This window comes from Pseudomonas sp. 3A(2025), from assembly GCF_054589175.1.
In genome coordinates, this window is sequence record NZ_BAAILM010000010.1 from 105319 (window position 1) to 128091 (window position 22773).

Consider the following 22773-nt stretch of genomic DNA (forward strand, 5'->3'; position numbering starts at 1 on the left):
CTATTTACTGGAACAAAACAAATTCAACAATTGAATTCGCACGCATATAACCATATGAATTTTGGATATTTGATAAAAACAGAATAAATACCTACTGTGCCGCCTTTGCTTGCTGGCGCTTTCTTGTTCATGGATACCTTCATTCAACAATTGCTCAACGGCCTGGTGCTCGGCAGCCTGTATGCGCTGATCGCGCTGGGCTACACCATGGTTTACGGAATCCTGCGCATCATCAACTTCGCCCATGGCGATGTGTTGATGGTCGGCGCGCTGGTCGGCCTGTCGGTGATTCATGTGTTGCAGGCCAGCCTGCCGGGCTGTCCGGACCTGCTGGTCCTGGCTATTGCTACCGTTCTGGCCATGGCGGCCTGTGCGCTGCTGGCCGGGTTGATCGAGCGGGTTGCCTATCGCCGCCTGCGCGATGCTCCGCGCCTGGCGCCGCTGATCAGCGGCCTGGGCGTATCGTTGCTGTTGCAGACCGGGGCGATGATTATCTGGAGCCGCAACCCGCAGATGTTTCCGCAACTGCTGCCGCTGGACCCGATAGAGATCACCGCGGGCAGTGAAGAGCACGCGCCGGCGATCACCAATGTCACGGCTATTGCCACCGTGGTCATTGCCATGGCGGTGATGGGCGCGCTGTTGCTGCTGGTCAACCGCACCCGGCTGGGCCGCGCCATGCGTGCCGTGGCCGAGAACCCGCAAGTAGCCAGCCTGATGGGCATCAACCCTAACCGGGTGATCGTGCTGACCTTTGCCATCGGCGGTGCCCTGGCGGCGCTGGCCGGCATCATGATGGCCAGCAACTACGGCAACGCGCATTTCTCGATGGGTTTCTTGCCGGGCATCAAGGCCTTTACTGCCGCGGTGCTGGGCGGCATCGGCAACCTCAAGGGCGCGATGCTCGGCGGCGTGCTGCTGGGCCTGATCGAGTCGCTGGGCACCGGTTACCTGGGCGAACTCACCAACGGTGTGTTCGGCAGCAATTATCAGGACGTGTTTGCCTTCATGGTGCTGATCGCCGTGCTGGTGCTGCGCCCTTCGGGCCTGCTCGGCGAGCGGCTGGCGGTGCGCGCATGATCAGCCTGGCCTTGAACCTCAAACGCGCAGCCAGCCCGAAACTGGGCCTGGTGCTGTTTGCCGCCGCCCTGTTGCTGGCGCCGTGGATCGCCGGTTACACCGGCGGCAATGCCTGGGTGCGGACCCTGGATTTTGCCCTGTTGTACATCATGCTCGCCCTGGGCCTGAACATCGTGGTCGGCTATGCCGGACTGCTGGACCTTGGCTTTATTGCCTTTTACGCACTGGGCGCGTACCTGGCGGCGCTGCTGTCGTCGCCGCACTTGTTGACCCAGTTTCCGGCACTGGCCGCGCTACTGCCCGATGGCCTGCACACCTCGATCTGGCTGATCCTGCCGCTGGCCGCCTTGCTCGCCGCCGGGCTGGGCATCGTGCTGGGTGCGCCGACCCTGCGCCTGCGCGGCGATTACCTGGCCATCGTCACTCTGGGCTTTGGCGAGATCATCCGCATCTTCATGCGCAATCTCGACCGTCCGGTGAACATCACCAATGGCCCGAAAGGCATCTCTTCGATTGAGCCGGTGCAGTTGTTTGGCGTCAATCTGGCCCGTACCCAGGAAATCTTCGGCCTCAAGCTGCCGTCGGTGTACCTCTATTACTATCTTTTCGCGGCGCTGGCGGTGCTGATCATGCTCGCCTGCCTGCGCCTGCAAGACTCGCGCATTGGCCGGGCGTGGATGGCGATTCGTGAAGACGAAGAAGCCGCAGCGGCCATGGGCCTGAACACCAAGCGCCTGAAGCTGCTGGCGTTCGCGATTGGCGCAGCCTTTGGCGGCATTGGCGGCGCGTTGTTTGCCTCGTTCCAGGGTTTTGTTTCGCCAGAATCGTTCACCCTTAACGAATCGGTGGCGGTGCTGGCCATGGTAGTACTCGGCGGCATGGGCCACATTCCCGGCGTGATTCTCGGCTGTGTGCTGCTGGCCGCCTTGCCGGAAGTGTTGCGCGCGAGCATGAGCAGCCTGCAACTGGCGCTGTTTGGCGAAGTGCTGGTGGACCCGGAAGTGATCCGCCAACTGGTCTACGGGCTGGCGCTGATTCTGGTAATGCATTTCAGACCGACCGGTCTATGGCCCGCGCAACGGGAGCAGCGCCCATGAGTACGCCCCTGCTGCACATCCATAGCGTGCATAAAAGCTTCGGCGGCGTCGCCGCGCTGCAAGGCGTTGATCTGCAGATCCAGGCCGGCGAAGTACACGGCCTGATCGGTCCCAATGGCGCGGGCAAGACCACTTTTTTCAACGTGATGACCGGGCTGTACCAGGCCGACAGCGGCCACTTTGCGTTGCAGGGCCAGGCATACAAACCGTCGTCGGTGCATGAAGTCGCGCGTGCCGGCATCGCCCGCACCTTTCAGAATATTCGCCTGTTCAAAGCCATGAGCGCGCTGGAAAACGTCATGGTCGGTCGCCATGTACGCACCCGCAACGGCCTGCTGGCTGCTTTGCTGCGCCATGGCCGCGCCCGCCGCGAAGAAGCCGAGACCCGGCGCATCGCCCAGCAGTGGCTGGAGTATGTCGGCATCGGTGAACTGGCGGCACAGCGCGCCGATACCTTGTCGTACGGCCATCAACGGCGCCTTGAAATCGCCCGCGCCCTGGCCACCGAGCCACGCCTGCTGGCGCTGGACGAGCCGGCGGCCGGCATGAACGCCACGGAAAAACAGCAACTGCGCACCCTGCTGGCGAAGATTCGCGACGACGGCCGCACCCTGCTGTTGATCGAACACGACGTCAAACTGGTTATGGGCTTGTGCGACCGCATCACCGTACTCGACCACGGCAAGGTCATCGCACACGGCACGCCGCAGCTGGTGCGCCATGACCCACTGGTGATCGAAGCCTATCTGGGAGCCGGCGCACATGCCTGAAGCCCTGCTGGAAATCCGCAACCTGAGCGTGCATTACGGCGCTATCGAAGCGGTGAAATCGCTGAACCTGCACGTCGACGCCGGCGAACACGTGACGCTGATCGGCGCCAACGGTGCCGGCAAGACCTCGACGCTCAAGGCGCTGACCGGCTTGATTCCGGCCAGCGCCGGCAGCCTGCACTTTGCCGGCCAGCCGCTTAACGACCTACCCGCGCACGAGCGTTTGAAGCTCGGTCTGGCCATGGTCCCCGAAGGCCGTGGCGTGTTTGCGCGCATGAGCGTGCTGGAAAACCTGCAAGCCGGCGCCTATCTGCGCCACGACACGACAGCGATCAATGACGATATCGAACGGATTCTCGACAGCTTTGCGCACCTGCGCCGGCGCTTGCAGCAGCCGGCCGGGCTGATGTCCGGCGGCGAACAACAGATGCTCGCGCTAGGCCGCGCCCTGATGTCACGCCCGCGCCTGCTGGTGCTCGACGAGCCGTCGATGGGCCTGGCGCCGGTGATGGTCGAGAAGATCTTTCAAGTGATTGAAGACGTCTGCCGAACCGGCATGACCCTGCTGCTGGTGGAACAGAACGCCCGCCTGGCGCTGCAAGTGACCCAGCGCGGCTACGTGATGGACAGCGGCCGGATCAGCCTGCAAGGCGCCTCGCAACAGTTACTCGACAACCCGCAAGTCCGCGCGGCGTATCTGGGTGAATGAACAACACCGATTCACGACCGATCGTTCTATAAAAATCCGACGCCACCGGGCCTCCGGCGTGTACCTCATAGCAATAAGCCTAAGGATCCACAGCATGCATTACCCTGCCCTGATCAAACGCGCCACCCTCGCCGGCCTGCTGCTTTCCAGCCTGGCCTCAGCCATTGCCCAGGCCGACCAGACCGTACTCATCGGCCTTGCCGGCCCGTTGACCGGACCTTCTGCCCGAATCGGCAAGGACCTGGAAAACGGCGCGCAACTGGCCATCGACGCGGCCAACGCCCGCCATCCGAAAATCGGCGGCGAGGCGGTGACCTACAAGCTGCTGTCCGAAGACGACCAGTCCGACCCGCGCACCGCCGTCACCGTAGCCCAGCGTCTGGTCGATGCCGGTGTGGTGGGTGTGGTCGGTCACTGGAACACCGGCACCAGCATTCCCGCTGCACGGGTTTATCACGACGCCGGGATTGCTCAAGTGGCGCCGGTCGCCACCGGCCATGGCTACACCCAGCAAGGCTTTGAAACCAGCCTGCGGGTCATGGGCCATGACGACGACGGCGGCCAGGTCGCCGGCCAGTACGCGCTGCAAACCCTCAAGGCCAGGCGCATCGCCGTACTCGATGACCGCACCGCGTTCGGCCAGGGCCTGGCCGATCAGTTCGTCAAATCCATCGAGGCCGGCGGCAGCAAGGTGGTGGCGCGCGAATACGTCGACGACAAGACCATCGACTTCAGTGCCGTGCTGACCAGCATCCGCAGCAAGAACCCGGACCTGATCTTCTTCGGCGGCGTCGACGCCCAGGCCGCACCGCTGGCCAAGCGCCTCAAGCAATTGGGCATCAAGGCCACGCTGATGGGCGCAGGCGGTTTTGTCAGCCAGACCTTCCTGACCCTGGCGCAAAACGACGGCGAAGGCGTGATCGCTCTGGAGCCGGGCCTGGCGGTCGAGCAAATGCCGGGCGGCAAGGCCTTCGAGCAAGCTTATAAAGAACGCTACAAGCAGCCGATCGAACTGCACGCGCCGTTTGCCTACGATGGCGTCGGCGTGCTGATCGCCGCCCTAGAAAAGGCAGGCTCCACCGACCCGAAAAAATACCTGCCGGTGCTGCGCACTAGCGAGTATCAGGGCGTGACCGGCACCCTGGCATTCGATGCACAGGGCAACCTGAAAAACCCGACCTTCACCGTGTATCAAGTGAAAGCCAACACGTGGCAGCCCGTCAGTGTGGCCGGCGGCAAGCCCTGAACATGAATGAAACGGGGCGGCCAACCCGCCCCGACCGTGAATGAGGAGAACCGACATGAGCGCAGTCCAAGGCGAACTGGGTATTTTGGCCCGGCGGCGAATCGAAGCCGAAATCATCAAGCCGATCTACGAGATTCTGGTCCGCGAGTACGGCAAGCAACAGGCGCAGGTCGTGATCGGTGAGGCGGTGTCGCAAGCAGCGGTCAAGGCCGGTCAGTACTTTGCCGAGCGCGAGCCGAACGGCCCGGACCTCGCAGGCTTCGTCGCCCTGCAAACCCTGTGGGAGCAGGACGATGCGCTGAAAGTCGAGATCATCGCCAGCGACGCCACCCACTACGACTACGACGTACACCGCTGCCGTTACGCCGAGATGTACCGCGAGATGGGCCTGGGCGAGATCGGCCACTTGCTGTCGTGCAACCGCGACGAGCTGTTTATCGTCGGCTACGACCCCAATGTCGAGCTGACCCGCACCCAGACCCTGATGCAGGGCGATTCACACTGCAACTTCCGCTACAAGGTCAAGCACCCGGAGTCCGGACAATGAGCACGCTGCCGCGCATCAACGGTCAGCGCCTGTGGGACTCGCTGATGGAAATGGCGCAGATCGGCGCGACCCCGAATGGCGGCGTGTCGCGCCTGGCACTGACCGAAGAAGACCGTCAGGGCCGCGAGCTGTTCAAACGCTGGGCCATCGAAGCGGGTTGCAGCGTCAAGATCGATGCCATGGGCAACCAGTTCGCCCGCCGCCCCGGCCGCGATGACAGCAAAGCGCCGGTTCTGACCGGCTCGCACAGTGACTCGCAACCCGCCGGCGGCAAGTTCGACGGCATTTATGGCGTGCTGGCGGGCCTGGAAGTGATCCGCTGCCTCAACGACCACGGCATTGAAACCGAGCGCAGTATCGAGGTGGTCAACTGGACCAACGAAGAAGGCTCGCGCTTTTCCCCGGCGATGATCGCCTCCGGCGTTTATACCGGGGTTTTCGATCTTGAATACGGCCTGTCGCGCACCGACGCACAGGGCATCAGCATCGGTCAGGCGTTGCAAAGCATCGGCTATGCCGGCAGCGAACCGATGGGCAACCGGGAGATTCATGCGGCGTTCGAGCTGCACATCGAACAAGGACCGATTCTTGAAGCCGAAGGCCTCGACATCGGCGTGGTGACGGGCGCACAAGGTCAGCGCTGGTACGATATCGAGCTCAAGGGCCGCAGCGCCCACGCCGGCACCACACCGATGAACCACCGCCTCGATGCCTTGCTGGGCCTGGCGCGGGTGGTTGAAGCGGTGAATAAAATCGGTGTAGCCGAAGGTGACGAAGGCCGCGCCACTGTGGGCTGGGTGCAGGTGTTTCCCAATTCACGCAACGTGGTGCCGGGACGGGTGGCGTTCAGCGTCGAGTTTCGTCACCCGGATGAACACGTGCTGGAACGGCTGGATGCGCAACTGCGCGATGAAGTTGAGGCGATTGCCCAGGCGGGCGGCTTGCAGCACAGCCTCAAGCAGATCTTTCAATACGCGCCGATCAATTTCGATGCTGACTGCATCGAGCACGTCGAGCGCGCGGCGGTTGAGTTGGGCTATAGCTACAAACGCATGATTTCAGGCGCCGGGCACGATGCCTGCTACCTGAACCGCGTGGCGCCGACCTCGATGATTTTTGTGCCATGCGTGGAGGGATTGAGCCATAACGAAGCGGAGCACATCCACCCGCACTGGGCCGAAGCCGGGGCGAATGTGCTGCTGCAGGCGATGCTGGCGAAAACCACAAAATAACGCCGCCGCCCCCTCTCGTAGGAGCGGCTTTAGCCGCGAAAGACATCACCGCAGATTTGTGGTGCCTGTTTCCCGGCTAAAGCCGGTCCTACGGGGGATGCGGGGTGCCAGCCGATCAACCCTTCCAGTTGCCGCCTTCGACAATCACGTCTTCAGGTTTGGTGTCGGCGGCCAGTTCCTTGCGCACGTACTGGTCGTAGAGCTTGAGCAGGTATTTGTCCTGGCCCAGCTTGGCCAGTTCGGTGTTGACCCAGTCGCGCAGTTCGATGTTGCCCTTCTTCACCGCCGGGGCAATCGGGGCTTCGCCGCCGAGTTTTTCCGGCAGGGTGCGGTAGCCGGGGTTTTGCTTGGCCCAGCTGAACAGCACCAGGTTGTCTTGCGCGTAGGCATCGCCGCGACCGTTGGCCAGGGCTTGCAGGGATTCGGAGTTTTTCTCGAACTTGAGCAGCTTCCAGTCCGGGTGGTTCTTGGTCAGCCACACATCGGCGGTGGTACCGGTGGTAACGATGATGGTCTTGTCGGCCAGGTCATCGAGCTTGTGCACCGGGCTGTTGTCCGGCACCAGGGCCTGAACGGCGACTTTCAGGTTGGGGTTAGTGAATTCCACCGCTTCCTTGCGCTCCGGCGTCACAGTCATGTTGGCGAGGATGATGTCGACCTTGTCGCTTTGCAGAAACGGAATACGGCTGGCCGGCTCGACAGCAACGAACTCGACCTTGTTCTCGTCGCCCAGCAGCGACTTGGCAAACTGGCGGCCGATGTCGGTATCGAAGCCGACGTATTTGCCCTTCTCGTCAACGAAACCGAACGGCGGCTTGTCGGTGAAGACGCCGACGATCAGCTTGTCGCGGGCCTTGATCTTGTCCAGATAGCTGGCCGGCGCTGCGGCGGTCGGTGCAGCGGCGGCCGGTTTGGCAGGTTTGTCGCCATTGCCGCAGCCGGACAGCAGACCGAGCCCCAGCAAAGGCAACAACAGCAGTGATCGAGCAGTTTTAAACGAGGCAGTAGTCATGTGATTTCCTAAAGGGCTCTATGGCTTTTAGATAACAGCGGCCTTGGGCGCGGTGTGCTTGCCCGGCAGGCTTTCTACATAAGAGAACTTCTCCAGAAACTGCTGCGCACGTGCGCTCGAAGGGTCGTTGAAGAAAGACTCGGGGGTTCTTTGTTCAAGGATGCTTCCGGCTTCCATGAACACGATGCGGTCGGCCACGGCGCGGGCGAAGCCCATTTCGTGGGTGACGATGAGCATGGTCATGCCGCCGCGCGCCAGATCAAGGATCACTTCCAGCACTTCCTTGACCATTTCCGGGTCCAGGGCGGCGGTGACTTCATCGAAAAGCATGACTTTGGGGTTCATGCACAACGAGCGGACGATGGCGATGCGTTGCTGCTGGCCACCGGACAACTGGCGCGGAAAAGCATCACGCTTGTCCGCCAGCCCGACTCGCTCCAGCAGCGCTTCGGCTTGGGCCAGGGCTTCCTTGCGCGGGCGGCGCTGGACTTTCAGCGGGCCGAGCAGAATGTTGTCGAGCACGGTCATGTGCGGGAACAGGTGATAGCTCTGGAACACCATGCCGATGTCCTGGCGTACCTTGCGCCAGTCGGTGCCCGGCGCCAGCAGTTGCTGGCCGTCAAAGTTCAGCTCGCCACCTTGCGCCTGCTCCAGGCCGTTGAGGCAGCGCAACAGGGTACTTTTGCCGCAGCCGCTGGGACCGAGCACGACAATGACCTCGCCAGCCTCGACCTGTAAGTCGATGGCCTTGAGCACCTGGTTGCTGCCGAAAAACTTGTTGAAGCCCTTGAACTCGATCAATGCACTCATGCTTGTGTCCAGCGCCGCTCCAGCACCCGCGAGGCGAGTGACAGCGGGTAGCAGATGAAAAAGAAAAACAGGAACAGAGCGCCGTAGATCAGCACCGATTCGTAGGTACGCTCGATGATCTGCTGGCCGACCTTGATCACATCGACCACGCCGATCAGCACCGCCAGCGAGCTGGTCTTGATGATCCGCGTGTAGATATTGATGGTCGGCGGCGTCATGCGCTTGAGCGCCTGCGGCACCAGCACATAACCGTACAACTGCAACGCCGACAGGCCAATCGACAGCCCGGCTTCACGCTGGCCACGCGGCAGCGACTTGAGGGCGCCACGGGCGACCTCGCCCACTTCGCTGGCGCCCCACAGGCTCAACACCAGGACTGCGCACCAGAAGCTGGACAGGCTCAGGCCGAAGAAGATCGGCAGGCCGAAAAACAGCAGGTACAGCCACACCAGCACCGGGATCGCCCGGAACAGCTCCAGGTAAACCCGCAACACGACATTGAGCCAGGTAATGCCCAGCGTGCTCAGCGAGCCATACAACAGACCGCCTGCGGTACTGAACAGGATGCCCAGCGCCGAAATCGACAAGGTCCGGGCAGCGCCTTCGCCCAGCAGCGGCAGCGACACCCAGAGCAGTTCAAGACCCGAACTGGCCATGTTGCAGCCTCCTTTCCAGACGGCTGAGCAGCAGCGACAACGGCAGGAACAGCAACACGCAAATCAGGGTCAGCACCGTGAGCATCTCGTAGGTCTTGTAGTACAGGGCGATGTAGCTCTTGGTGGTGTAGAGAATCTCGGGCACCGCCACGGCCGACACCACCGTGGTTTCCTTGAGCAGGAAGATGAAGTTGGCGAACAGCGCCGGCAAACTGAGGATGCCCGCTTGCGGCAGGATCACATGGCGCAGCAGTTGCCAGTCCGACAGGCCGATAGAGCGGCCCGATTCGAGTTGCGCGCTCGGCACCGCCTCAATGCCGGCCCGCAGCACTTCGGTCAGGTAGGCGCCGCCGAGAAAGGTCATGGTGATGATCGCGGCACTGAAGCCCGAGACCTTGATGCCCAGGGTCGGCAGCGCGAAATAAATAAAGAACAGCTGGATCAGCAAGGGCGTGTTGCGCGCCAGTTCGACATACAGGCCGATCAGGCGATACAGCACCGGGGTGCGGAACATCAGGATGACGTTATTGACCAGCGCCACGATTAAGGAGGTGCAGATCGCGATCAGGCCCACCTGCAATGTGACGCCCACCGCCTTGAGAAACGCCGGCAGGGTGGTAAGGATAAATGCGTAGTCGAGGGTCATTACTAAGGCTTAATAAGGCTTGGCTTGTGGCCAGTTCTATATAGCCTAATTGAGCCAATCGCCTGTCAATAAATAACCTTATTGAATAAGCATAGTGTTTTCCGCGCAAAACGCCCTGAAATGGAGCATCAGGTTTTTAAGCTCGAAATGGAATTACCAAATGTCAATTCAGTATTTCTAGCGCTAACGCTAAATCGCTACTGTAGGCCCACTTACCTCGTACCGAGAGCCTGCCATGCAAGCCACTGCCCAAATCCTCGACCTCACCCGCTTTCGCAAACGCCGTGAAGCACAGCGCCAGGCCGAGCTGATGTGGGCGATGTACAGCGCCCGGGCAAATCTCACCATGTGGTCTTTGTTTCAAGCCGAGAACAACCCGGATTTCGCCAAGGCTCGTCCATGAGCCTGTTGCGTACCGCGGCGGCGGCACAGGATGTGCAGCCCCCGGCGACCGAGTGCGCAACCGCTGATGACGATCTGATTGGTGAACGCGTCGCCCAGAACCTGCAACGCCTGCGCAGCAAACGTTACTTGTCGCTGGATGCCCTTGCCCGTTTGAGCGGGGTCAGCCGGGCGATGCTGGCGCAGATCGAGTCCGGGCGCAGCGTGCCCTCGATCAAGGTGCTGTGCAAGATTGCCAAAGGCCTGAAAGTCTCGGTGGCCGCTTTTCTGGAAACCCGCGCCTTTGAGGGCGTGGAACTGCTGCCGGTGCAACAGAGCAAGCGCCTGGTCAGCCCGAACGGCAGCTTTGTCAGCCGTGCGCTGTTTCCTTTCGATCATTCGCGACAAACCGAATTTTATGAAATCCGCCTGAGCGCGCTGGGCGAGGAAATCTCTCAGGGCCACGCAGCCGGCGTGCAGGAAAACCTGGTGGTTTCTCAGGGCGTGCTGGAAATCAGCGTCAATGAAGAGCGCTACTTGCTTTCCCCCGGTGACTCGATTTTGTTTTACGCCGACCAGCCGCATCGCTACCGCAACCCGGCCGACAGCGACGCGGTGGCGTATCTGGTGATTACCCACCCTGAACGGCTGGATTAAGCACCGCCTCGCTCAACGCGCTGCGATCGAGTTGCGCAAACGTGCGGCGCAGCATCCAGGCGGCCAGCCAGTCGGGGGTGAAGCGCATGAACAGGTTGCGCTTGTGCCAGCTCAATCGGGTGGTGGGCACGTACCAGTTGGCCATGCGCGGCGCCAGCGCCTGCAGCAGGTCGATGTCCGGGCGCAAGCGCGCTTCATAACGGCCTAAAGCGGCAGTGTCCTGACTGCGCGACAACTCTTCGGCCAACAACCAGGCACCGGTCAAGGCCATGCTCGCCCCGCGTCCCGACGCCAGGGTCAGGCAATGCGCCGCATCACCCAGCAACACCAGCCGGCCCTGATGCCAGCTCGGTAACTGCACCTGCATCAAATGGTCGAGATAGAAGCTGTCGGGCTGCGCCGCCAGGGCGGCCTGAATATCCTCATGCGCATGGGCAAACACCTCGCGCAGCCAGGCGGCGCGTTGCTCACGCGGCACGCGGCGCTGTTCGTGGTCTTGCCAGACAAACAGCGCTGCCAGCAGATCCTTGCGCATGCCGTACAGCTCAACGGTGTAACCGGGTTCGGAGAACGATACATGGCGCTCGCCGCCACGCGCCTGCTGGCCTTGCAGGGTAAACGCCGCCGCGCTGTAGCCGAGCGACTTGAGGCACTGCTCGTCACTGGCGAAGTAACGCTGGCGCAGGGTCGAGAAACAACCGTCGGCCGCCACCACAAAATCGAAGCGTTGTTGCTCGCCGTTGTCGAAGATCACCTGCACGCCGTCGGCCTGTTGCTCCAGCGTGTGCACCTGGGTATTGAAGTGAATCGGCACCTGATCGCCAAGTGCCCGGTGCAGCGCCAGCACCAGATCATCGCGACACACCGGCAGCAGGTTGGTCTGGCGCAGGTGTTTGCGATGATCGATCAGTAATACATCGCGGCCCTGGCTGTCGCGAAACTGCGTGCGCCCCAGCTCGACGCCCTTGGCTTGCAGGCCTTCGAGAATGCCCATCTGCCCGGCAATGTGATAACCGCTGCCGCCCAGGCTGAGAACAAAACCGTCGCAGCGCAGGTCAGGCGCCTTTTCGACCAGGGTCGGTGCGAAGCCGCGCTGCTTCAGCCACCAGGCGGCCGCCAGCCCGGCAATGCCGGCGCCTTGAATCAGAATCTTTGCTGTCACGAGAGGTGTCCTGTGCATCGACGATGACGGGCAAGGTTGTCGCCATGGCGGCGATGACGCGCGCGCGATCAGGCATCAAATGCGCGTGATCAGCCCTTTAATGACAAGTGTTATCATTTGGCCATTGAATACTCAGGGGCCTGTCCAATGTCCATCAACCACTACGTCGCCGATCAGCCGCTGTCCCCGACCTTTGCCAACCTGGCCGATGAAGAACTGGATATTCGTGTGCTGGATTTACAACCGACCCAGGACTGTCATATTCAGGCCAACAGCGAGCCGTCGCTGTCGATTGCCTACTACGCCCAGGGCGGCGGCTGGCGACAGTTTGCCGATACCCCGTTCATGCTGCTGAGCCCCGACACTTGCTGCCTGTACCACGGCAGCGTGGCGATTCAGGGTGAAGGCCTGCTGGCGGCCAATACCCGCGTGCGTGGGGTCAACATCAGCTTCGCCCCGCAGGTGCTGAGCCGTATCGGCATCGATCGGCATCTGCTCGACCAGGCCGGGCTGTGGGAACGACGTATTTCGGGTGACGGCCTGGCCAGAATGGTGCAGTTCCCGGCCCCGACCGTGCTGCGCAAGGTCGGCATGGCCATGCTCGATTGCCCGTTGCAGGGCGTGGCGCGGGACATCTTTTTGCGCGGCAAGGCGTTCGAGATGCTTGGCGAGATGGTCGGCTACCTGCAAAGCGCCCACAGCCAGCCGGCGGTCGGTGCGCGCGATCGGGCACGTATCGAGCAGGCCCATGGCTTATTGCAGGCACGCCCCGCCGAACCCTGGACCCTTGAAGCCCTGGCCGACGCGGTAACGCTGAATGTGCGCAAACTCAAACAGGGCTTTCGCCAGGTGTACGGCAAAGGCGCCTACGCCTTGCTTCAGGATGTGCGCATGCAGCGGGCCGCCGAGCGCCTGCAACGCGGCGAACGGGTGGTGGATGCGGCGCTGGAGGTCGGTTATTCCAACCCCAGCCACTTCGCCAAAGTGTTTCGGCGCCATCACGGTGTGGCGCCCAGCGAGTACCGCAATCGCTGCGAATCGCCCGGCAAATGATAATGACTATCAACAAATGACCCGATCACGCGCGTGACCACCCTGATCGCGCGCGCAGGCAATGCGCCGTAACGCGACCATCTGGCCATCTCTTCTGCCTCAGGTTATTGCCATGCAACGCTCTTTGCTCAGCCTTGCGGTGCTGTTCGCTATCAGCCCCTGCACGTTCGCCGACTCGGCCCTGACCCTGCCTGATTTACAGGTGACCGCCAGCAAGCGGGTGCAGGCCCAGAACCAGACCGATCTGGCCTTGGCCGTGGCCACCGAAGCAGACCTTGAGCAGGCCAATGTCTACCGCAGCGGCGAGCTGGAGCGGGTGTTTCCTGAACTGCTGGTGCGCAACACCGGTGCCGATGTGTTCCCCAGCCTGAGCCTGCGCGGCATCTCGTCCTCAGACCCGTACAATGCGCCGGTGGGCATTTATGTCGATGGCGTGCCGCAATACCTGGGTACCTTCAACCAGCAATTGCTCGACATCGAACAGATCGAACTGCTCAAGGGCCCGCAAGGCACGCTGTATGGCCGCAACGCCCATGCCGGGGCGCTGAACATCACCACCCGCCAGCCCGACGACACCCCGACCGCCACCGTGCAAAGCCGCTTCAGCAACCTGCACCAGCAAGTCGCCGTCAGTGGTTCGGCGCCGCTGGTCAGCGAGCGCCTGTATGTACAAGGCGCGGTGTACCGCGACGACACCGACGGCGACCTGACCGGCAGTGAGCACCACGGCGACAGCGACAACGGCGGCGGCCGTGTTGGCCTGCTGTTCAAGCCCACCGACGACCTGAGCCTGCGCCTGGCCTATGCCCGCGACAAACTGCGCTCGTACAACGAGCAATACCTGGCCGACGCCACCTACGGCAAGCGCCGAGCCAGCGTGCCGTTGCTGGAGTCGGTGTACGTACGCCGCGTCGAAAGCAGCAGCGCGACGCTGGACTGGAGCCTGAATGACAGCTGGCGCCTGACCGCTGTCAGTGCTCTGCAAAGCTACCGGCATGAGCGGCTGTTCGGCGACCTGGGTTTTCTGTGGCCGGAGACCCAGCGCACCGTCAGCCAGGAGTTGCGCCTGTCGACGCAAGGCGCCGAGCGGGCCTGGGACCTGGTGACCGGGCTGTACTGGCAAAACAGCAAAAGCCATTCGCAGCGGCAACCCGACAGCAGCGCGCCGTTGTTCGGCGTGTACGGTCAGGCCGACAGCCGTATCGAAAACACCGAGAAAGCCGTGTTCGGCGAATTCACCTGGCACCTGGCGCCGCGCTGGGATTTGACCCTCGGCGCGCGCCATAGCGAAGAAAAGGCCGAGACCCGCTACGTGCAGCAAAACGCGCTGTACACCCCGGGCTTCGACTACAACGGCAACGACACCTTCACCAGCACCACGCCCAAAGTCGCGCTGGGCTGGCAGGCGACGCCCGATGCGCGCCTGTACGCTTCGCTGAGCAAAGGCTTCAAGGCCGGCGGCTATAACCGCATTGGCGCCATTACCCCGGATGCGGTGGCGTACTCACCGGAAAAATCCCTGAACATGGAAGTCGGGGTCAAAGCCAGCCTGCTCGACAAGCGCGTGTGGCTCAATGCTGCGTTGTACCGCATCGATATCGACGATGTGCAGCAGTTTATCGGCGATGCCGGCACCGGCACCCAGTCGCTGGCCAATATCGGCAAGGCACGCAGCGAGGGCGCGGAATTATCTGTGGACTGGCAAGCCAACGATGCCACCCGCCTGCGCCTGGCCGGCACCCTGAACCGCAACCGCTTGCTGGACTCGACCCGCCAGGGCAATCACTTGACCTTTACCCCGCAACGCACGCTGCGTGTGTCGGCTGAGCACAGTCTGTTCTTTGCAGGTGTGCCCGGTGAAATCCGTCCCGGCGTGGGCGCAAGCTACACCGGCAAGCATTATTTCGATGTCGACAACCAGGTCGCACAAAGCGGCTACACCCTGCTCGACGCCCGCCTCGCCTGGCTGCCCCAGCCTGATCTGGAACTGGCGCTGTACGGCAATAACCTCGGTGACAAGCTGTACCGCACCTACGCCTATGAGTCGGCGCCCGGCCAGCAGTTTGCCCAGCCGGGCACCGGCCGCGAACTGGGCCTGAGCGTCAAGGCGTCGTTCTAAGGTGCGCCGCTATGTGCCCTATTGGTCCTACTACCTGCACCAAGGCATGCTCACCGCCTTGATGCTGCAAGGGGTCACGGGTTACTTCCGCCATCAGGGCCTGGACCTGGCCAGTCTCAGCCTGTTGTCGCTGACCTTTTTGCCGTGGGTGGGCAAATGCTTCTGGGCACCGTGGTGTGAGCGCCATTGCCTGGGCCTGCGCGGCAATCGTTATCTGGGCAGCCTGGTGATGCTGCAACTGGGCATGGCCGTGATTCTGCTGGTCATCAGTGCCCTTTCGCCTGCGCATTCGCTGTACCCGATCCTGTTGGCGTTGATGCTGCTGGCGCTGTTGTCGGCCACTCACGACGTGTATGCCGATGCGATCACCATCACCACCTGCGACAGCCATGAACGACCGTTCGCCAATGCCGCGCAAGTGGGCGGCAGTTACCTGGGCGTGGTGTTCGGCAGCCTGGCGTTTCTATATCTGGCTGAATACTGGGGCTGGCGCGGCGGATTTATCGCCATGGCATTGTTGTCCCTGAGCCTGTTGCTGCCGCTGGCCTGGCTACCGGCCAGCCGCGCACCGTTGTCGCACGCCGCGCCGCCGCGGCTGGATCGGCAAACGATCAAGGCACTGTGGCCGGCGCTGGCGCTGGTGGCGATTTATTACCTGGCGATGCGCGGGCTGATGGCGGTGCAAACCGTGATGCTGCTGGACAACGGCCTGGACTTCAGCCAGTTGGGGCTGGTGACTACGCTGTATGGCACGCTGGCCAGCGGTGTGGGGATTGTGCTGGGTAGCTGGATGGCCAGGCGCCTCGGCATGTGGCGCTGCCTGATGCCAAGCATGCTGATCCACGCCGGCATTGCCCTGGCGGCGGCGTTGGGCGCCCGAATAGTGAATCTGCACCTGTGGCTGGCGCTGTTTGCGCTGGTGAATATCGCCGCCGCCATCGGCTTTGTGACCTTGTACAACCTGCTGATGGGGCAAGTACGCCCGCACCAGCCAGCCACCGATTACGCCTTGCTGCAATCGACCGATGCAGCCGTGGCCATGCTCGCCTCGATTGCCGCCCTGCAGGTGGCGCATCACCTGGGTTATGCGCCACTGCTGTACGGCCTGGCCGCAATCGCCTGCGCCTGCCTGTGGCCGGCGCGGTGGTTATGCCTACGCCTCTAAAATCGCCACGGCGCGGACGAAGCCTGCCGAGGCATGGCGAATCTTGTACGGGAAGCAACTGACCAGAAATCCGCTCGCTGGCAACTGGTCGAGGTTGGCGAGTTTTTCCATCTGCCCGTAGCCGATATCACGCCCGGCCTTATGCCCTTCCCATATGAGAGAGGCGTCACCGGTTTCGGCGAAGCGTTCGCGGGTGTATTTGAACGGGGCGTCCCAGCTCCAGGCATCGGTGCCGACCACACGCACACCGCGCTCGAGCAGGTACAACGTGGCTTCGCGGCCCATGCCGATGCCGGCATCCAGATAACCGGGCTGGCCGAACAGGCTGCCGGCGCGGGTGTTGACCAGCACGATGTCCAGCGGTTGCAGGTCGTGGCCGATGCGCGCCAGCTCGGCTTCTACTTCGGCGGCAGTGACCAGATGCCCGTCGGGCAAATGCCGAAAGTCCAGTTTCACCCCCGGTTGCAGGCACCACTCCAGTGGCAGCTCGTCGATGCCGAAGGCCGGTTTGCCGCCGTCGGTGGTCGAGGCGTAGTGCCAGGGTGCGTCCATGTGGGTGCCGCTGTGGGTGGTGATCTGCAAGCGCTCGGCGGCCCAGGACTCCTGACCCGGCAGGTCTTCCATGCGCAGGCCGGGAAACATCGCGGCCATTTCCGGCCAGCCTTGCTGGTGGTCCATGTAGTCGATTTTCGGCAGCAACGGCGGCGGGTCGGTGTAAGGGTTGTTGTCCAGAGTCACCGAGAGGTCGAGCAAACGGCGTTTAGTGAGGTTCATGCAGGGCCATTCCTTTAACAGGCGTCGCACGGCGGCGGCGCGGTTGAATGTCGAGGGCGTTGCGCAGCAAGGCGGCAGCCGAGCCGTCGTGGCGAAAGCCCAGGGCGCGGGCGATGGGCGTGTGCATCGGCGGCAAGCGCCCGAACAAGGCTTCAAGCGCCGGGTCGGGCTCAAAGCCGATTCGTTCGTGGCATTGCGGGCCAAAGCAGGCGGTCAGTGCATCCAGCACTTGCTCGATGGACAACTGCAACACCGGCACTTGCCAGACGCGCTGTTCACCAGGATCAGTGAGTTGCGCGGCATGCAGCAGGTTGTCGACGCAGCAGCGTGCCGACATCCACCACGCCGTGGCCTGTGGCGACACCGGGCAGGTGTAGGCCTCACCGGCTGCGCAGGCATGCAGCAGGTCGCTCATGAAGGCCGAGCGCAAGCCGTTCGGCTGCCGGGGCCGGGCGACCAGGCCCGGCAGGCGCAACGCGCGGCCATCGAGCAGGCCGTGGCGGGTCAGGTCTTGCAGCGCGGTTTCAATCATCAGCTTGTGCGCGGCATACGACAGTTGCGGGCGCGGCAGATGCTGTTCGTCCATACGCCTGGGCAACTCGCCGCCATACACCGCAACCGTGCTGGCGTAGACAATCACCGGCGGGCGTTCGTGGTTGCGCAGCTGTTGCAGCAGTTCCAGGCTGGCTTGCAGGTTGACCTGATAACCCAGTTCGTAATTGGCTTCGGCAGCACCACCCGGCAAGCAAGCCAGGTGAAACACCACATCGACGCCGTCGGCCAGCACCCGGCGCAGCAAGGCAGCATCGCACAGGTTGCCGGGGTGACGCCGCACGCGGCGGTCGTCCGGCACATCGTCCAGTTGTTGATCGAGCAACAACAATGCGTCGATACGACGACCGCGCAACGTGCCCTCGCCGAGCAAACGCCGCACCAGTGCACGACCGACAAAGCCGTTGGCGCCGGTGACCATCACGCGCATGGCCAGCCCCCCTGCACCACGTGCTGATCGATGGCGCCAAACAGCACCTCGCCGTCCGCGCCGCGCGCTTCCATGCGCACCCGGTCGCCAAAGCGCATGAAGCCGGTGCGCGGCTGGCCGTGTTCGATCATCTCGATGGCGCGCCGCTCGGAAATGCACGCCGAGCCCACTGAGCGGTCAGCGTTCGACACGGTGCCCGAACCGATCAGCGTGCCAGCGCACAGCCGGCGGGTCAGCGCCGCGTGGGCGATCAACTGATCAAAGCCGAAATGCATCGCGCCGCCGTGCGGATGGCCGAACCACTCGCCGTTCCATTCGACCTGCAGCGGCAGATGCACACGGCCGTCGCGCCAGGCATCGCCCAGTTCATCCGGGGTCACCGCCACCGGGGCAAAGCTGCTGGCAGGCTTGGCCTGGAGAAAACCAAAGCCGGTGCGCATCTCTCTGGGCGCCAGCGCACGCAGGCTGACATCGTTGAGCTGCAGCACCAGGCGCACATGATCCAGCGCCGCTTCAGCCGGGCAGCCCATCGGCACGGCATCGAGCAGCACGGCGAACTCGCCCTCGAAATCGATGCCATGCGCTTCGCTGGGCAGCGGGATATCGGCACGCGGCCCAAGAAAATCATCGCTGGCGCCCTGGTACATCAGCGGAATACGCTCGGCGCCGTCGATGGGGTCGAGGTTGAAGGCTTTTTGCATCAGTTCGCCGTGGCTGAGAAAGCACGAACCGTCGAGCCACTGCCAGGCGCGCGGCAAGGGTGCGGCCAGTTGCGCGATGTCCAGATCGAAGGCGTGCGCGGCCTGATGGGCGTTCAGTTGCCGGTAAAGGTGTTGCAGCGCAGGCTCGACGCTTGCCCAGTGTTCCAGCGCCGTTTGCAAGGTGGCGGCGATGTCCGTCGCCTTGACGGCGCGGCCCAGGTCGCGGGACACCACCAGCAGGCAACCGTCGCGGCTGCCGTCATTGAGTGTGGCCAGTTTCATGGTGTGTTCCTTTCAATCAGTGGCTGGACGTTGTCGGGCTGGCGACGCTGCAGCAGGATCAGGCAAAGCGGCGCGAGCAGCAGTTGCACGCCGGCGATCACCAGCAAGGCCGTGGGCAGTTGTGCGGTGCTGCCGGCGGTGATCGCCAGCACCAGTAACGGGCTGACGAACTCGCCGGCAAAAATGGCCGCCGTGAATCCGCCCGTGGCGCGGCCACGCTGTTCGAAGCCGACCTGGGCCATGACCTGAGTGATCAGCGTCGGCAGCAGCAGGCCGATGCCTAGGCCGTTGATCATTACCGCCAGCGCCATCCATTCCAGGCTGGCCACCTGCGCCATCAGCGCACCGCCCAGACCTGCAACGACAAAGCCCAGTGCCAGAGCACGTGGGGCCGGCTGACGGGAAAACCAGCGAAAGCTCAAGGCCCCCAGCAGCACGCCCAACTGATTAGCGCCCATGACCATGCCGATCTGCTGCGGGGCGTGGATGTCGAGCATTTGCAGGCGATAACCGGCCTGTACCGGGACGATGAACAGGCTGACGCCGGCCAGAAAAGTCAGCACATACAGCGGGCTCAACGCGCGCCAGGGAAAGCGCTCGGTGCTGTGGCCAACAGCCTTGATCTGTACTTGTGGCTCCCAGAGCAACAGGGCCAGCAACGGCAGGCACACCAGGCCTGCGGCATACAGCACAAACGGCGTGCGCCAGCCGTGTTCGCCCAGCGCGCCGCCCAGGCCCATGAACAGCGCCGCCGACAGCGAGGTGACGACCATCTGCAAGGCAAACAGCCGCTCGCGGCGCCGGCCGTCGAAGTAGTCGCCCATCAACGTCGTGCAGCAGGTCATGATCCCCGCCTCGGCCAGGCCGATGCTGGCGCGGCTGGCGACGATCAGGTGCAACGAGTCGAGCCACAGCGGCAGCACGCCGCACAGGCTGTACAGCAACATGCTGCCCAACAGCAAACGACGCCGGCCGATGCGGTCAGCGAGAATCCCGGCCAGTGGCGCCAGCAAGGCGATCACCAGCGCCGGCAGGGTCAGGGCAATCGGCACCAGCACCGCCGCCCCCGGCGTATCGACAAAATGCGCCTGCATGCGCGGCAATACCGGGGCGATCAGCACCGCGCCCAACACCGGCAGGCAACTGCAGAACAACAGCAAGGCGGCTTGGGCGCGGCCTGCATGAGCGTGTGTATTCATCGCTGACTCCTCTTCTCAGGCCTGAACCGGCTTGCCATCGCGAACGCTGGCCGTGGATGGGCTGTCGGTTTCACGCTGCGCCTTATAGCCAGGCTCGACGACAGGGTTTTCGGCCAGCGCCACGCGCTGCGGCAACAGGAAGTAGGCCAGCGCCGGCAGCAGCACCAGCGCGCCGACCATGTTCCAGACAAACATGAAGGCCAGCAGCACGCCCATGTCGGCCTGGAACTTGATCGGCGACAGCACCCAGGTGCCGACGCCGATGGCCAGGGTCACGCCGGTCAGCATCACCACCTTGCCGGTGAACAGCAGCGCCCGGTAATAGGCCTGCGACAGGTTGGCGCCCTTGCGCATTTCGGCGAGCACGATGCTCATCACGTACAGCGCATAATCGACGCCGATGCCCACGCCCAGCGCAATCACCGGCAAGGTCGCGACCTTGACGCCCATGCCCAGGCCGACCATCAGTGCTTCGCACAGAATCGAGGTCAGCACCAGCGGCAGCACCGCGCAGACCACCGCGCGCCACGAGCGGAAGGTCACCAGGCACAACACGATCACCGCGCCGTAGACCCACCAGAGCATGTCGCGGTTGGCCTGCTTGACCACGATATTGGTCGCCGCCTCGATGCCGGCACTGCCGGCGGCGAGGACAAAGCGTGCCTGTTCGCTGTCGTTCTGTCTGGCAAACGCCTGCACGCTGTCGACCACGCGGGTCAGGGTGTCGGCCTTGTGGTCGGTGAGGTAGGCGTACAGCGTCAGCAGGCTGCAGTCGTCGTTGTACAGGCCACGCGGGGCGCCGGCGGTGACCATGTTCAGGGTCGCCTGGTTGTTGACCAGCTCGTACCATTTGGGGCTGCCTTCGGACAGGCCCACCAGCACGCGGCGGTTGAGCAGTGCCAGCGAATTGGTCGAGTCGACGCCGGCCAGGCCGCGCAGTTGCCAGTCCAGTTGGTCGACGCGCTTGAGCGTGTCGTAGGCCGAGCAGCCGCCGGGCGGGGTTTGTACCATCACCGCGAAAATATCGCTGCTGGCGCCGTAATGCTCGGTGATGAAGGCGTTGTCGCGGTTATAACGCGAGTCGGGGCGCAGCTCCGGGGCGCCGGCGTCGAGATCGCCGATCTTCAGGTGCAGGCTCACGGCAAAGCCGCCGACCGCCATCAGCGCCGCCACCACGATGCACAGCGTTGCCCAACGCCGCTGGGTGAACAGGTCGAGGGCGCGCCACAGCGCAGGTTTTTCTGCCCCGCCCGCCTCGGCCTCTTCAGCACGCAGGCTGCGCTTGGCCGCCACCGGGCTGACGCCGATGTACGACAGCAGCACCGGCAGCAGAATCAGGTTGGTGAAGATCAGCACCGCCACGCCCAGGCTGGCGATCACTGCCAGGTCCTGGATCACCGGAATCTTGATGATCATCAGCACGGCAAAGCCCACCGCATCGCAGAGCAACGCGGTCAAGCCGGCAAAGAACAGCCGGCGAAAGGTAAAGCGCGCCGCGACCAGCCGGTGCATGCCGCGGCCGATGTCCTGCATGATGCCGTTCATTTTCTGCGCGCCGTGGCTCATGCCGATGGCGAACACCAGAAACGGCACCAGCACCGAATACGGGTCCAGCTCATAACCCAGCAACGGCAACAGCCCCAGTTGCCAGACCACCGCGACCAGCGAACAGACCACCACCAGCGCGGTACTGCGCAGGCAGCGGGTGTAGCCGTAAAGCACCACGCCGGTGATGACGATGGCGGCGGCAAAGAACAGCAAAATCTGCTTGAGGCCATCGATCAGGTCGCCGACCACCTTGGCGAAGCCGGTGATGTGAATGTCCACGCCCTGCCCCTGGTACTTGGCGCGCAGGGTTTCCAGTTCATGGGCCAATGCGGTGTAGTCGAGGGTCTGGCCATCCGGAGTCTTGTCCAGCAGCGGCACGTAAATGATGCTCGATCGCTGGTCGAAGGCGACCAGCTGGCCGATCTCGTTGGAGCGCTCGATGTTGCGTTGCAGCGCCTGCAGGCTCTGCGCGCCGCCGTCGTAGCCATCAGGAATCACCGGCCCGCCTTCCAGGCCCTCTTCGGTCACGCCGGTCCAGCGCGTGGATGGCGTCCACAGCGATTTCATCGCCGCACGGTCGACGCCGGGCAGCAGGTAAATCTCGTCGTTGAGCTGTTGCAGGCTGTGCAGATAATCCTTGGCGTAGATCGAGCCTTGCGGGTTGGCCACCGCGATGCGCACCGCATTACCCAGCCCGGCCAGTTCCTGACGATGCTCCATATAGTTGTGAATGAACGGGTGTTGGTGCGGGATGGTTTTTTCAAAGCTGGCATTCAGGGTCAGGCGCGTGGCCTGCCAGCCGAGTAAAAGAGTCGCCACCAGGCACAGCAGCACAACAAGGGTACGGTGGTTGAACAGTGCGCGTTCCAGCAAGGAGCCGGAGGCGCTGTCGAAGTCGTCGAGGCGGCCGCTGGACGGCGCCGGGGAAGTCGAAACGTGCATGGG

Annotated in this window: 21 protein-coding genes and 1 pseudogene; 12 read left to right on the plus strand and 10 right to left on the minus strand. The window is 63.2% G+C overall.

What is annotated here, in order from left to right; translation table 11 throughout:
- Positions 1–129: 129 nt before the first annotated feature.
- The 7 genes from ACYP2A_RS04125 to ACYP2A_RS04155 all read left to right on the plus strand — a co-directional run bounded on the left by ACYP2A_RS04125 (position 130) and on the right by ACYP2A_RS04155 (position 6681).
- Positions 130–1080 (plus strand): branched-chain amino acid ABC transporter permease, encoded by a 951-nt coding sequence (locus ACYP2A_RS04125; protein WP_459743003.1) that lies wholly within the window; start codon positions 130–132, stop codon positions 1078–1080.
- Complete coding sequence (locus tag ACYP2A_RS04130) at positions 1077–2177, plus strand: ABC transporter permease subunit (RefSeq protein WP_459743005.1); 1101 nt, start codon at positions 1077–1079, stop codon at positions 2175–2177. The genes ACYP2A_RS04125 and ACYP2A_RS04130 overlap by 4 nt, the downstream gene beginning before the upstream one ends.
- Positions 2174–2947, plus strand: coding sequence for an ABC transporter ATP-binding protein (locus ACYP2A_RS04135; protein ID WP_459743007.1), 774 nt, complete (start codon positions 2174–2176; stop codon positions 2945–2947). Before ACYP2A_RS04130 ends, ACYP2A_RS04135 begins: the two co-directional genes overlap by 4 nt.
- The gene (locus ACYP2A_RS04140; protein WP_459743009.1) at positions 2940–3656 is read left to right on the plus strand and encodes an ABC transporter ATP-binding protein; all 717 of its coding nucleotides are present in this window, start codon (positions 2940–2942) and stop codon (positions 3654–3656) included. The genes ACYP2A_RS04135 and ACYP2A_RS04140 overlap by 8 nt, the downstream gene beginning before the upstream one ends.
- 94 nt (positions 3657–3750) lie before the next feature.
- Positions 3751–4902, plus strand: coding sequence for a branched-chain amino acid ABC transporter substrate-binding protein (locus ACYP2A_RS04145; RefSeq protein WP_459743011.1), 1152 nt, complete (start codon positions 3751–3753; stop codon positions 4900–4902).
- A gap of 55 nt (positions 4903–4957) precedes the next feature.
- Positions 4958–5449, plus strand: a complete 492-nt coding sequence (locus ACYP2A_RS04150) for an L-2-amino-thiazoline-4-carboxylic acid hydrolase (protein WP_459743013.1) — start codon at positions 4958–4960, stop codon at positions 5447–5449.
- Positions 5446–6681, plus strand: a complete 1236-nt coding sequence (locus ACYP2A_RS04155) for an allantoate amidohydrolase (RefSeq protein ID WP_459743015.1) — start codon at positions 5446–5448, stop codon at positions 6679–6681. Before ACYP2A_RS04150 ends, ACYP2A_RS04155 begins: the two co-directional genes overlap by 4 nt.
- A gap of 115 nt (positions 6682–6796) precedes the next feature.
- Here the strand turns inward: ACYP2A_RS04155 and ACYP2A_RS04160 are convergent, their stop codons facing one another.
- The 4 genes from ACYP2A_RS04160 to ACYP2A_RS04175 are packed head-to-tail and all read right to left on the minus strand — an operon-like array spanning position 6797 to position 9805.
- The gene (locus tag ACYP2A_RS04160; protein ID WP_459743017.1) at positions 6797–7693 is read right to left on the minus strand and encodes a transporter substrate-binding domain-containing protein; all 897 of its coding nucleotides are present in this window, start codon (positions 7691–7693) and stop codon (positions 6797–6799) included.
- A 27-nt stretch (positions 7694–7720) separates the two neighbouring features.
- Positions 7721–8503, minus strand: coding sequence for an amino acid ABC transporter ATP-binding protein (locus ACYP2A_RS04165; RefSeq protein WP_459743019.1), 783 nt, complete (start codon positions 8501–8503; stop codon positions 7721–7723).
- Complete coding sequence (locus ACYP2A_RS04170; RefSeq protein ID WP_459743021.1) at positions 8500–9159, minus strand: amino acid ABC transporter permease; 660 nt, start codon at positions 9157–9159, stop codon at positions 8500–8502. The genes ACYP2A_RS04165 and ACYP2A_RS04170 overlap by 4 nt, the downstream gene beginning before the upstream one ends.
- Positions 9140–9805 carry an amino acid ABC transporter permease gene (locus ACYP2A_RS04175; protein WP_459743023.1) on the minus strand — a complete coding sequence of 222 codons (666 nt, stop codon included), beginning with the start codon at positions 9803–9805 and terminating at the stop codon, positions 9140–9142. Before ACYP2A_RS04175 ends, ACYP2A_RS04170 begins: the two co-directional genes overlap by 20 nt.
- 235 nt (positions 9806–10040) lie before the next feature.
- On the opposite strand from ACYP2A_RS04175, the gene ACYP2A_RS04180 reads away from it, so the two are divergent.
- Positions 10041–10208 carry a hypothetical protein gene (locus ACYP2A_RS04180; RefSeq protein WP_459743025.1) on the plus strand — a complete coding sequence of 56 codons (168 nt, stop codon included), beginning with the start codon at positions 10041–10043 and terminating at the stop codon, positions 10206–10208.
- Positions 10205–10843 carry a helix-turn-helix domain-containing protein gene (locus tag ACYP2A_RS04185; RefSeq protein ID WP_459743027.1) on the plus strand — a complete coding sequence of 213 codons (639 nt, stop codon included), beginning with the start codon at positions 10205–10207 and terminating at the stop codon, positions 10841–10843. The genes ACYP2A_RS04180 and ACYP2A_RS04185 overlap by 4 nt, the downstream gene beginning before the upstream one ends.
- On the opposite strand, the gene ACYP2A_RS04190 is transcribed toward ACYP2A_RS04185, so the two are convergent.
- Complete coding sequence (locus ACYP2A_RS04190) at positions 10818–12005, minus strand: FAD-dependent monooxygenase (protein ID WP_459743029.1); 1188 nt, start codon at positions 12003–12005, stop codon at positions 10818–10820. The genes ACYP2A_RS04185 and ACYP2A_RS04190 overlap by 26 nt on opposite strands.
- 147 nt (positions 12006–12152) lie before the next feature.
- On the opposite strand from ACYP2A_RS04190, the gene ACYP2A_RS04195 reads away from it, so the two are divergent.
- The 3 genes and pseudogenes from ACYP2A_RS04195 to ACYP2A_RS04205 form a co-directional block, all read left to right on the plus strand.
- A complete protein-coding gene (locus tag ACYP2A_RS04195) occupies positions 12153–13058 on the plus strand; it encodes a helix-turn-helix transcriptional regulator (protein ID WP_459743031.1) in 906 nt (301 codons plus the stop codon).
- A 112-nt stretch (positions 13059–13170) separates the two neighbouring features.
- Positions 13171–15177 carry a TonB-dependent receptor gene (locus ACYP2A_RS04200; protein WP_459743033.1) on the plus strand — a complete coding sequence of 669 codons (2007 nt, stop codon included), beginning with the start codon at positions 13171–13173 and terminating at the stop codon, positions 15175–15177.
- Between the two features lies 1 nt (position 15178).
- Positions 15179–16339 (plus strand): annotated as a pseudogene (locus tag ACYP2A_RS04205) (MFS transporter); the annotation flags it as partial.
- Here ACYP2A_RS04205 and ACYP2A_RS04210 read toward each other — a convergent pair.
- Genes ACYP2A_RS04210 through ACYP2A_RS04230 form a run of 5 tightly spaced genes read right to left on the minus strand, consistent with a single transcriptional unit; the run spans position 16331 to position 22770 of the window.
- Entirely contained in the window at positions 16331–17116 is a 786-nt protein-coding gene (locus ACYP2A_RS04210) for a cyclase family protein (RefSeq protein ID WP_459743035.1), read from the minus strand. The pseudogene ACYP2A_RS04205 and the gene ACYP2A_RS04210 overlap by 9 nt on opposite strands.
- The gene (locus tag ACYP2A_RS04215; RefSeq protein WP_459743036.1) at positions 17103–18098 is read right to left on the minus strand and encodes an NAD-dependent epimerase/dehydratase family protein; all 996 of its coding nucleotides are present in this window, start codon (positions 18096–18098) and stop codon (positions 17103–17105) included. Before ACYP2A_RS04215 ends, ACYP2A_RS04210 begins: the two co-directional genes overlap by 14 nt.
- Complete coding sequence (locus tag ACYP2A_RS04220; RefSeq protein ID WP_459743038.1) at positions 18089–19081, minus strand: fumarylacetoacetate hydrolase family protein; 993 nt, start codon at positions 19079–19081, stop codon at positions 18089–18091. The genes ACYP2A_RS04215 and ACYP2A_RS04220 overlap by 10 nt, the downstream gene beginning before the upstream one ends.
- Positions 19078–20280, minus strand: a complete 1203-nt coding sequence (locus ACYP2A_RS04225) for an MFS transporter (RefSeq protein ID WP_459743039.1) — start codon at positions 20278–20280, stop codon at positions 19078–19080. The genes ACYP2A_RS04220 and ACYP2A_RS04225 overlap by 4 nt, the downstream gene beginning before the upstream one ends.
- A gap of 15 nt (positions 20281–20295) precedes the next feature.
- Positions 20296–22770: an efflux RND transporter permease subunit gene (locus ACYP2A_RS04230; protein ID WP_459743043.1), complete on the minus strand. Its 2475-nt coding sequence runs from the start codon at positions 22768–22770 to the stop codon at positions 20296–20298.
- Positions 22771–22773 lie beyond the last annotated feature (3 nt).

What these genes read in the sequence shown, in the direction of transcription:
- ACYP2A_RS04125 (WP_459743003.1), top strand. Translation starts at nt 130, where the DNA reads ATGGATACCTTCATTCAACAATTGCTCAACGGCCTGGTGCTCGGCAGC.
- ACYP2A_RS04130 (WP_459743005.1), top strand. Translation starts at nt 1,077, where the DNA reads ATGATCAGCCTGGCCTTGAACCTCAAACGCGCAGCCAGCCCGAAACTG.
- ACYP2A_RS04135 (WP_459743007.1), top strand. Translation starts at nt 2,174, where the DNA reads ATGAGTACGCCCCTGCTGCACATCCATAGCGTGCATAAAAGCTTCGGC.
- ACYP2A_RS04140 (WP_459743009.1), top strand. Translation starts at nt 2,940, where the DNA reads ATGCCTGAAGCCCTGCTGGAAATCCGCAACCTGAGCGTGCATTACGGC.
- ACYP2A_RS04145 (WP_459743011.1), top strand. Translation starts at nt 3,751, where the DNA reads ATGCATTACCCTGCCCTGATCAAACGCGCCACCCTCGCCGGCCTGCTG.
- ACYP2A_RS04150 (WP_459743013.1), top strand. Translation starts at nt 4,958, where the DNA reads ATGAGCGCAGTCCAAGGCGAACTGGGTATTTTGGCCCGGCGGCGAATC.
- ACYP2A_RS04155 (WP_459743015.1), top strand. Translation starts at nt 5,446, where the DNA reads ATGAGCACGCTGCCGCGCATCAACGGTCAGCGCCTGTGGGACTCGCTG.
- ACYP2A_RS04160 (WP_459743017.1), bottom strand. Translation starts at nt 7,693, where the DNA reads ATGACTACTGCCTCGTTTAAAACTGCTCGATCACTGCTGTTGTTGCCT.
- ACYP2A_RS04165 (WP_459743019.1), bottom strand. Translation starts at nt 8,503, where the DNA reads ATGAGTGCATTGATCGAGTTCAAGGGCTTCAACAAGTTTTTCGGCAGC.
- ACYP2A_RS04170 (WP_459743021.1), bottom strand. Translation starts at nt 9,159, where the DNA reads ATGGCCAGTTCGGGTCTTGAACTGCTCTGGGTGTCGCTGCCGCTGCTG.
- ACYP2A_RS04175 (WP_459743023.1), bottom strand. Translation starts at nt 9,805, where the DNA reads ATGACCCTCGACTACGCATTTATCCTTACCACCCTGCCGGCGTTTCTC.
- ACYP2A_RS04180 (WP_459743025.1), top strand. Translation starts at nt 10,041, where the DNA reads ATGCAAGCCACTGCCCAAATCCTCGACCTCACCCGCTTTCGCAAACGC.
- ACYP2A_RS04185 (WP_459743027.1), top strand. Translation starts at nt 10,205, where the DNA reads ATGAGCCTGTTGCGTACCGCGGCGGCGGCACAGGATGTGCAGCCCCCG.
- ACYP2A_RS04195 (WP_459743031.1), top strand. Translation starts at nt 12,153, where the DNA reads ATGTCCATCAACCACTACGTCGCCGATCAGCCGCTGTCCCCGACCTTT.
- ACYP2A_RS04200 (WP_459743033.1), top strand. Translation starts at nt 13,171, where the DNA reads ATGCAACGCTCTTTGCTCAGCCTTGCGGTGCTGTTCGCTATCAGCCCC.
- ACYP2A_RS04210 (WP_459743035.1), bottom strand. Translation starts at nt 17,116, where the DNA reads ATGAACCTCACTAAACGCCGTTTGCTCGACCTCTCGGTGACTCTGGAC.
- ACYP2A_RS04215 (WP_459743036.1), bottom strand. Translation starts at nt 18,098, where the DNA reads ATGCGCGTGATGGTCACCGGCGCCAACGGCTTTGTCGGTCGTGCACTG.
- ACYP2A_RS04220 (WP_459743038.1), bottom strand. Translation starts at nt 19,081, where the DNA reads ATGAAACTGGCCACACTCAATGACGGCAGCCGCGACGGTTGCCTGCTG.
- ACYP2A_RS04225 (WP_459743039.1), bottom strand. Translation starts at nt 20,280, where the DNA reads ATGAATACACACGCTCATGCAGGCCGCGCCCAAGCCGCCTTGCTGTTG.
- ACYP2A_RS04230 (WP_459743043.1), bottom strand. Translation starts at nt 22,770, where the DNA reads ATGCACGTTTCGACTTCCCCGGCGCCGTCCAGCGGCCGCCTCGACGAC.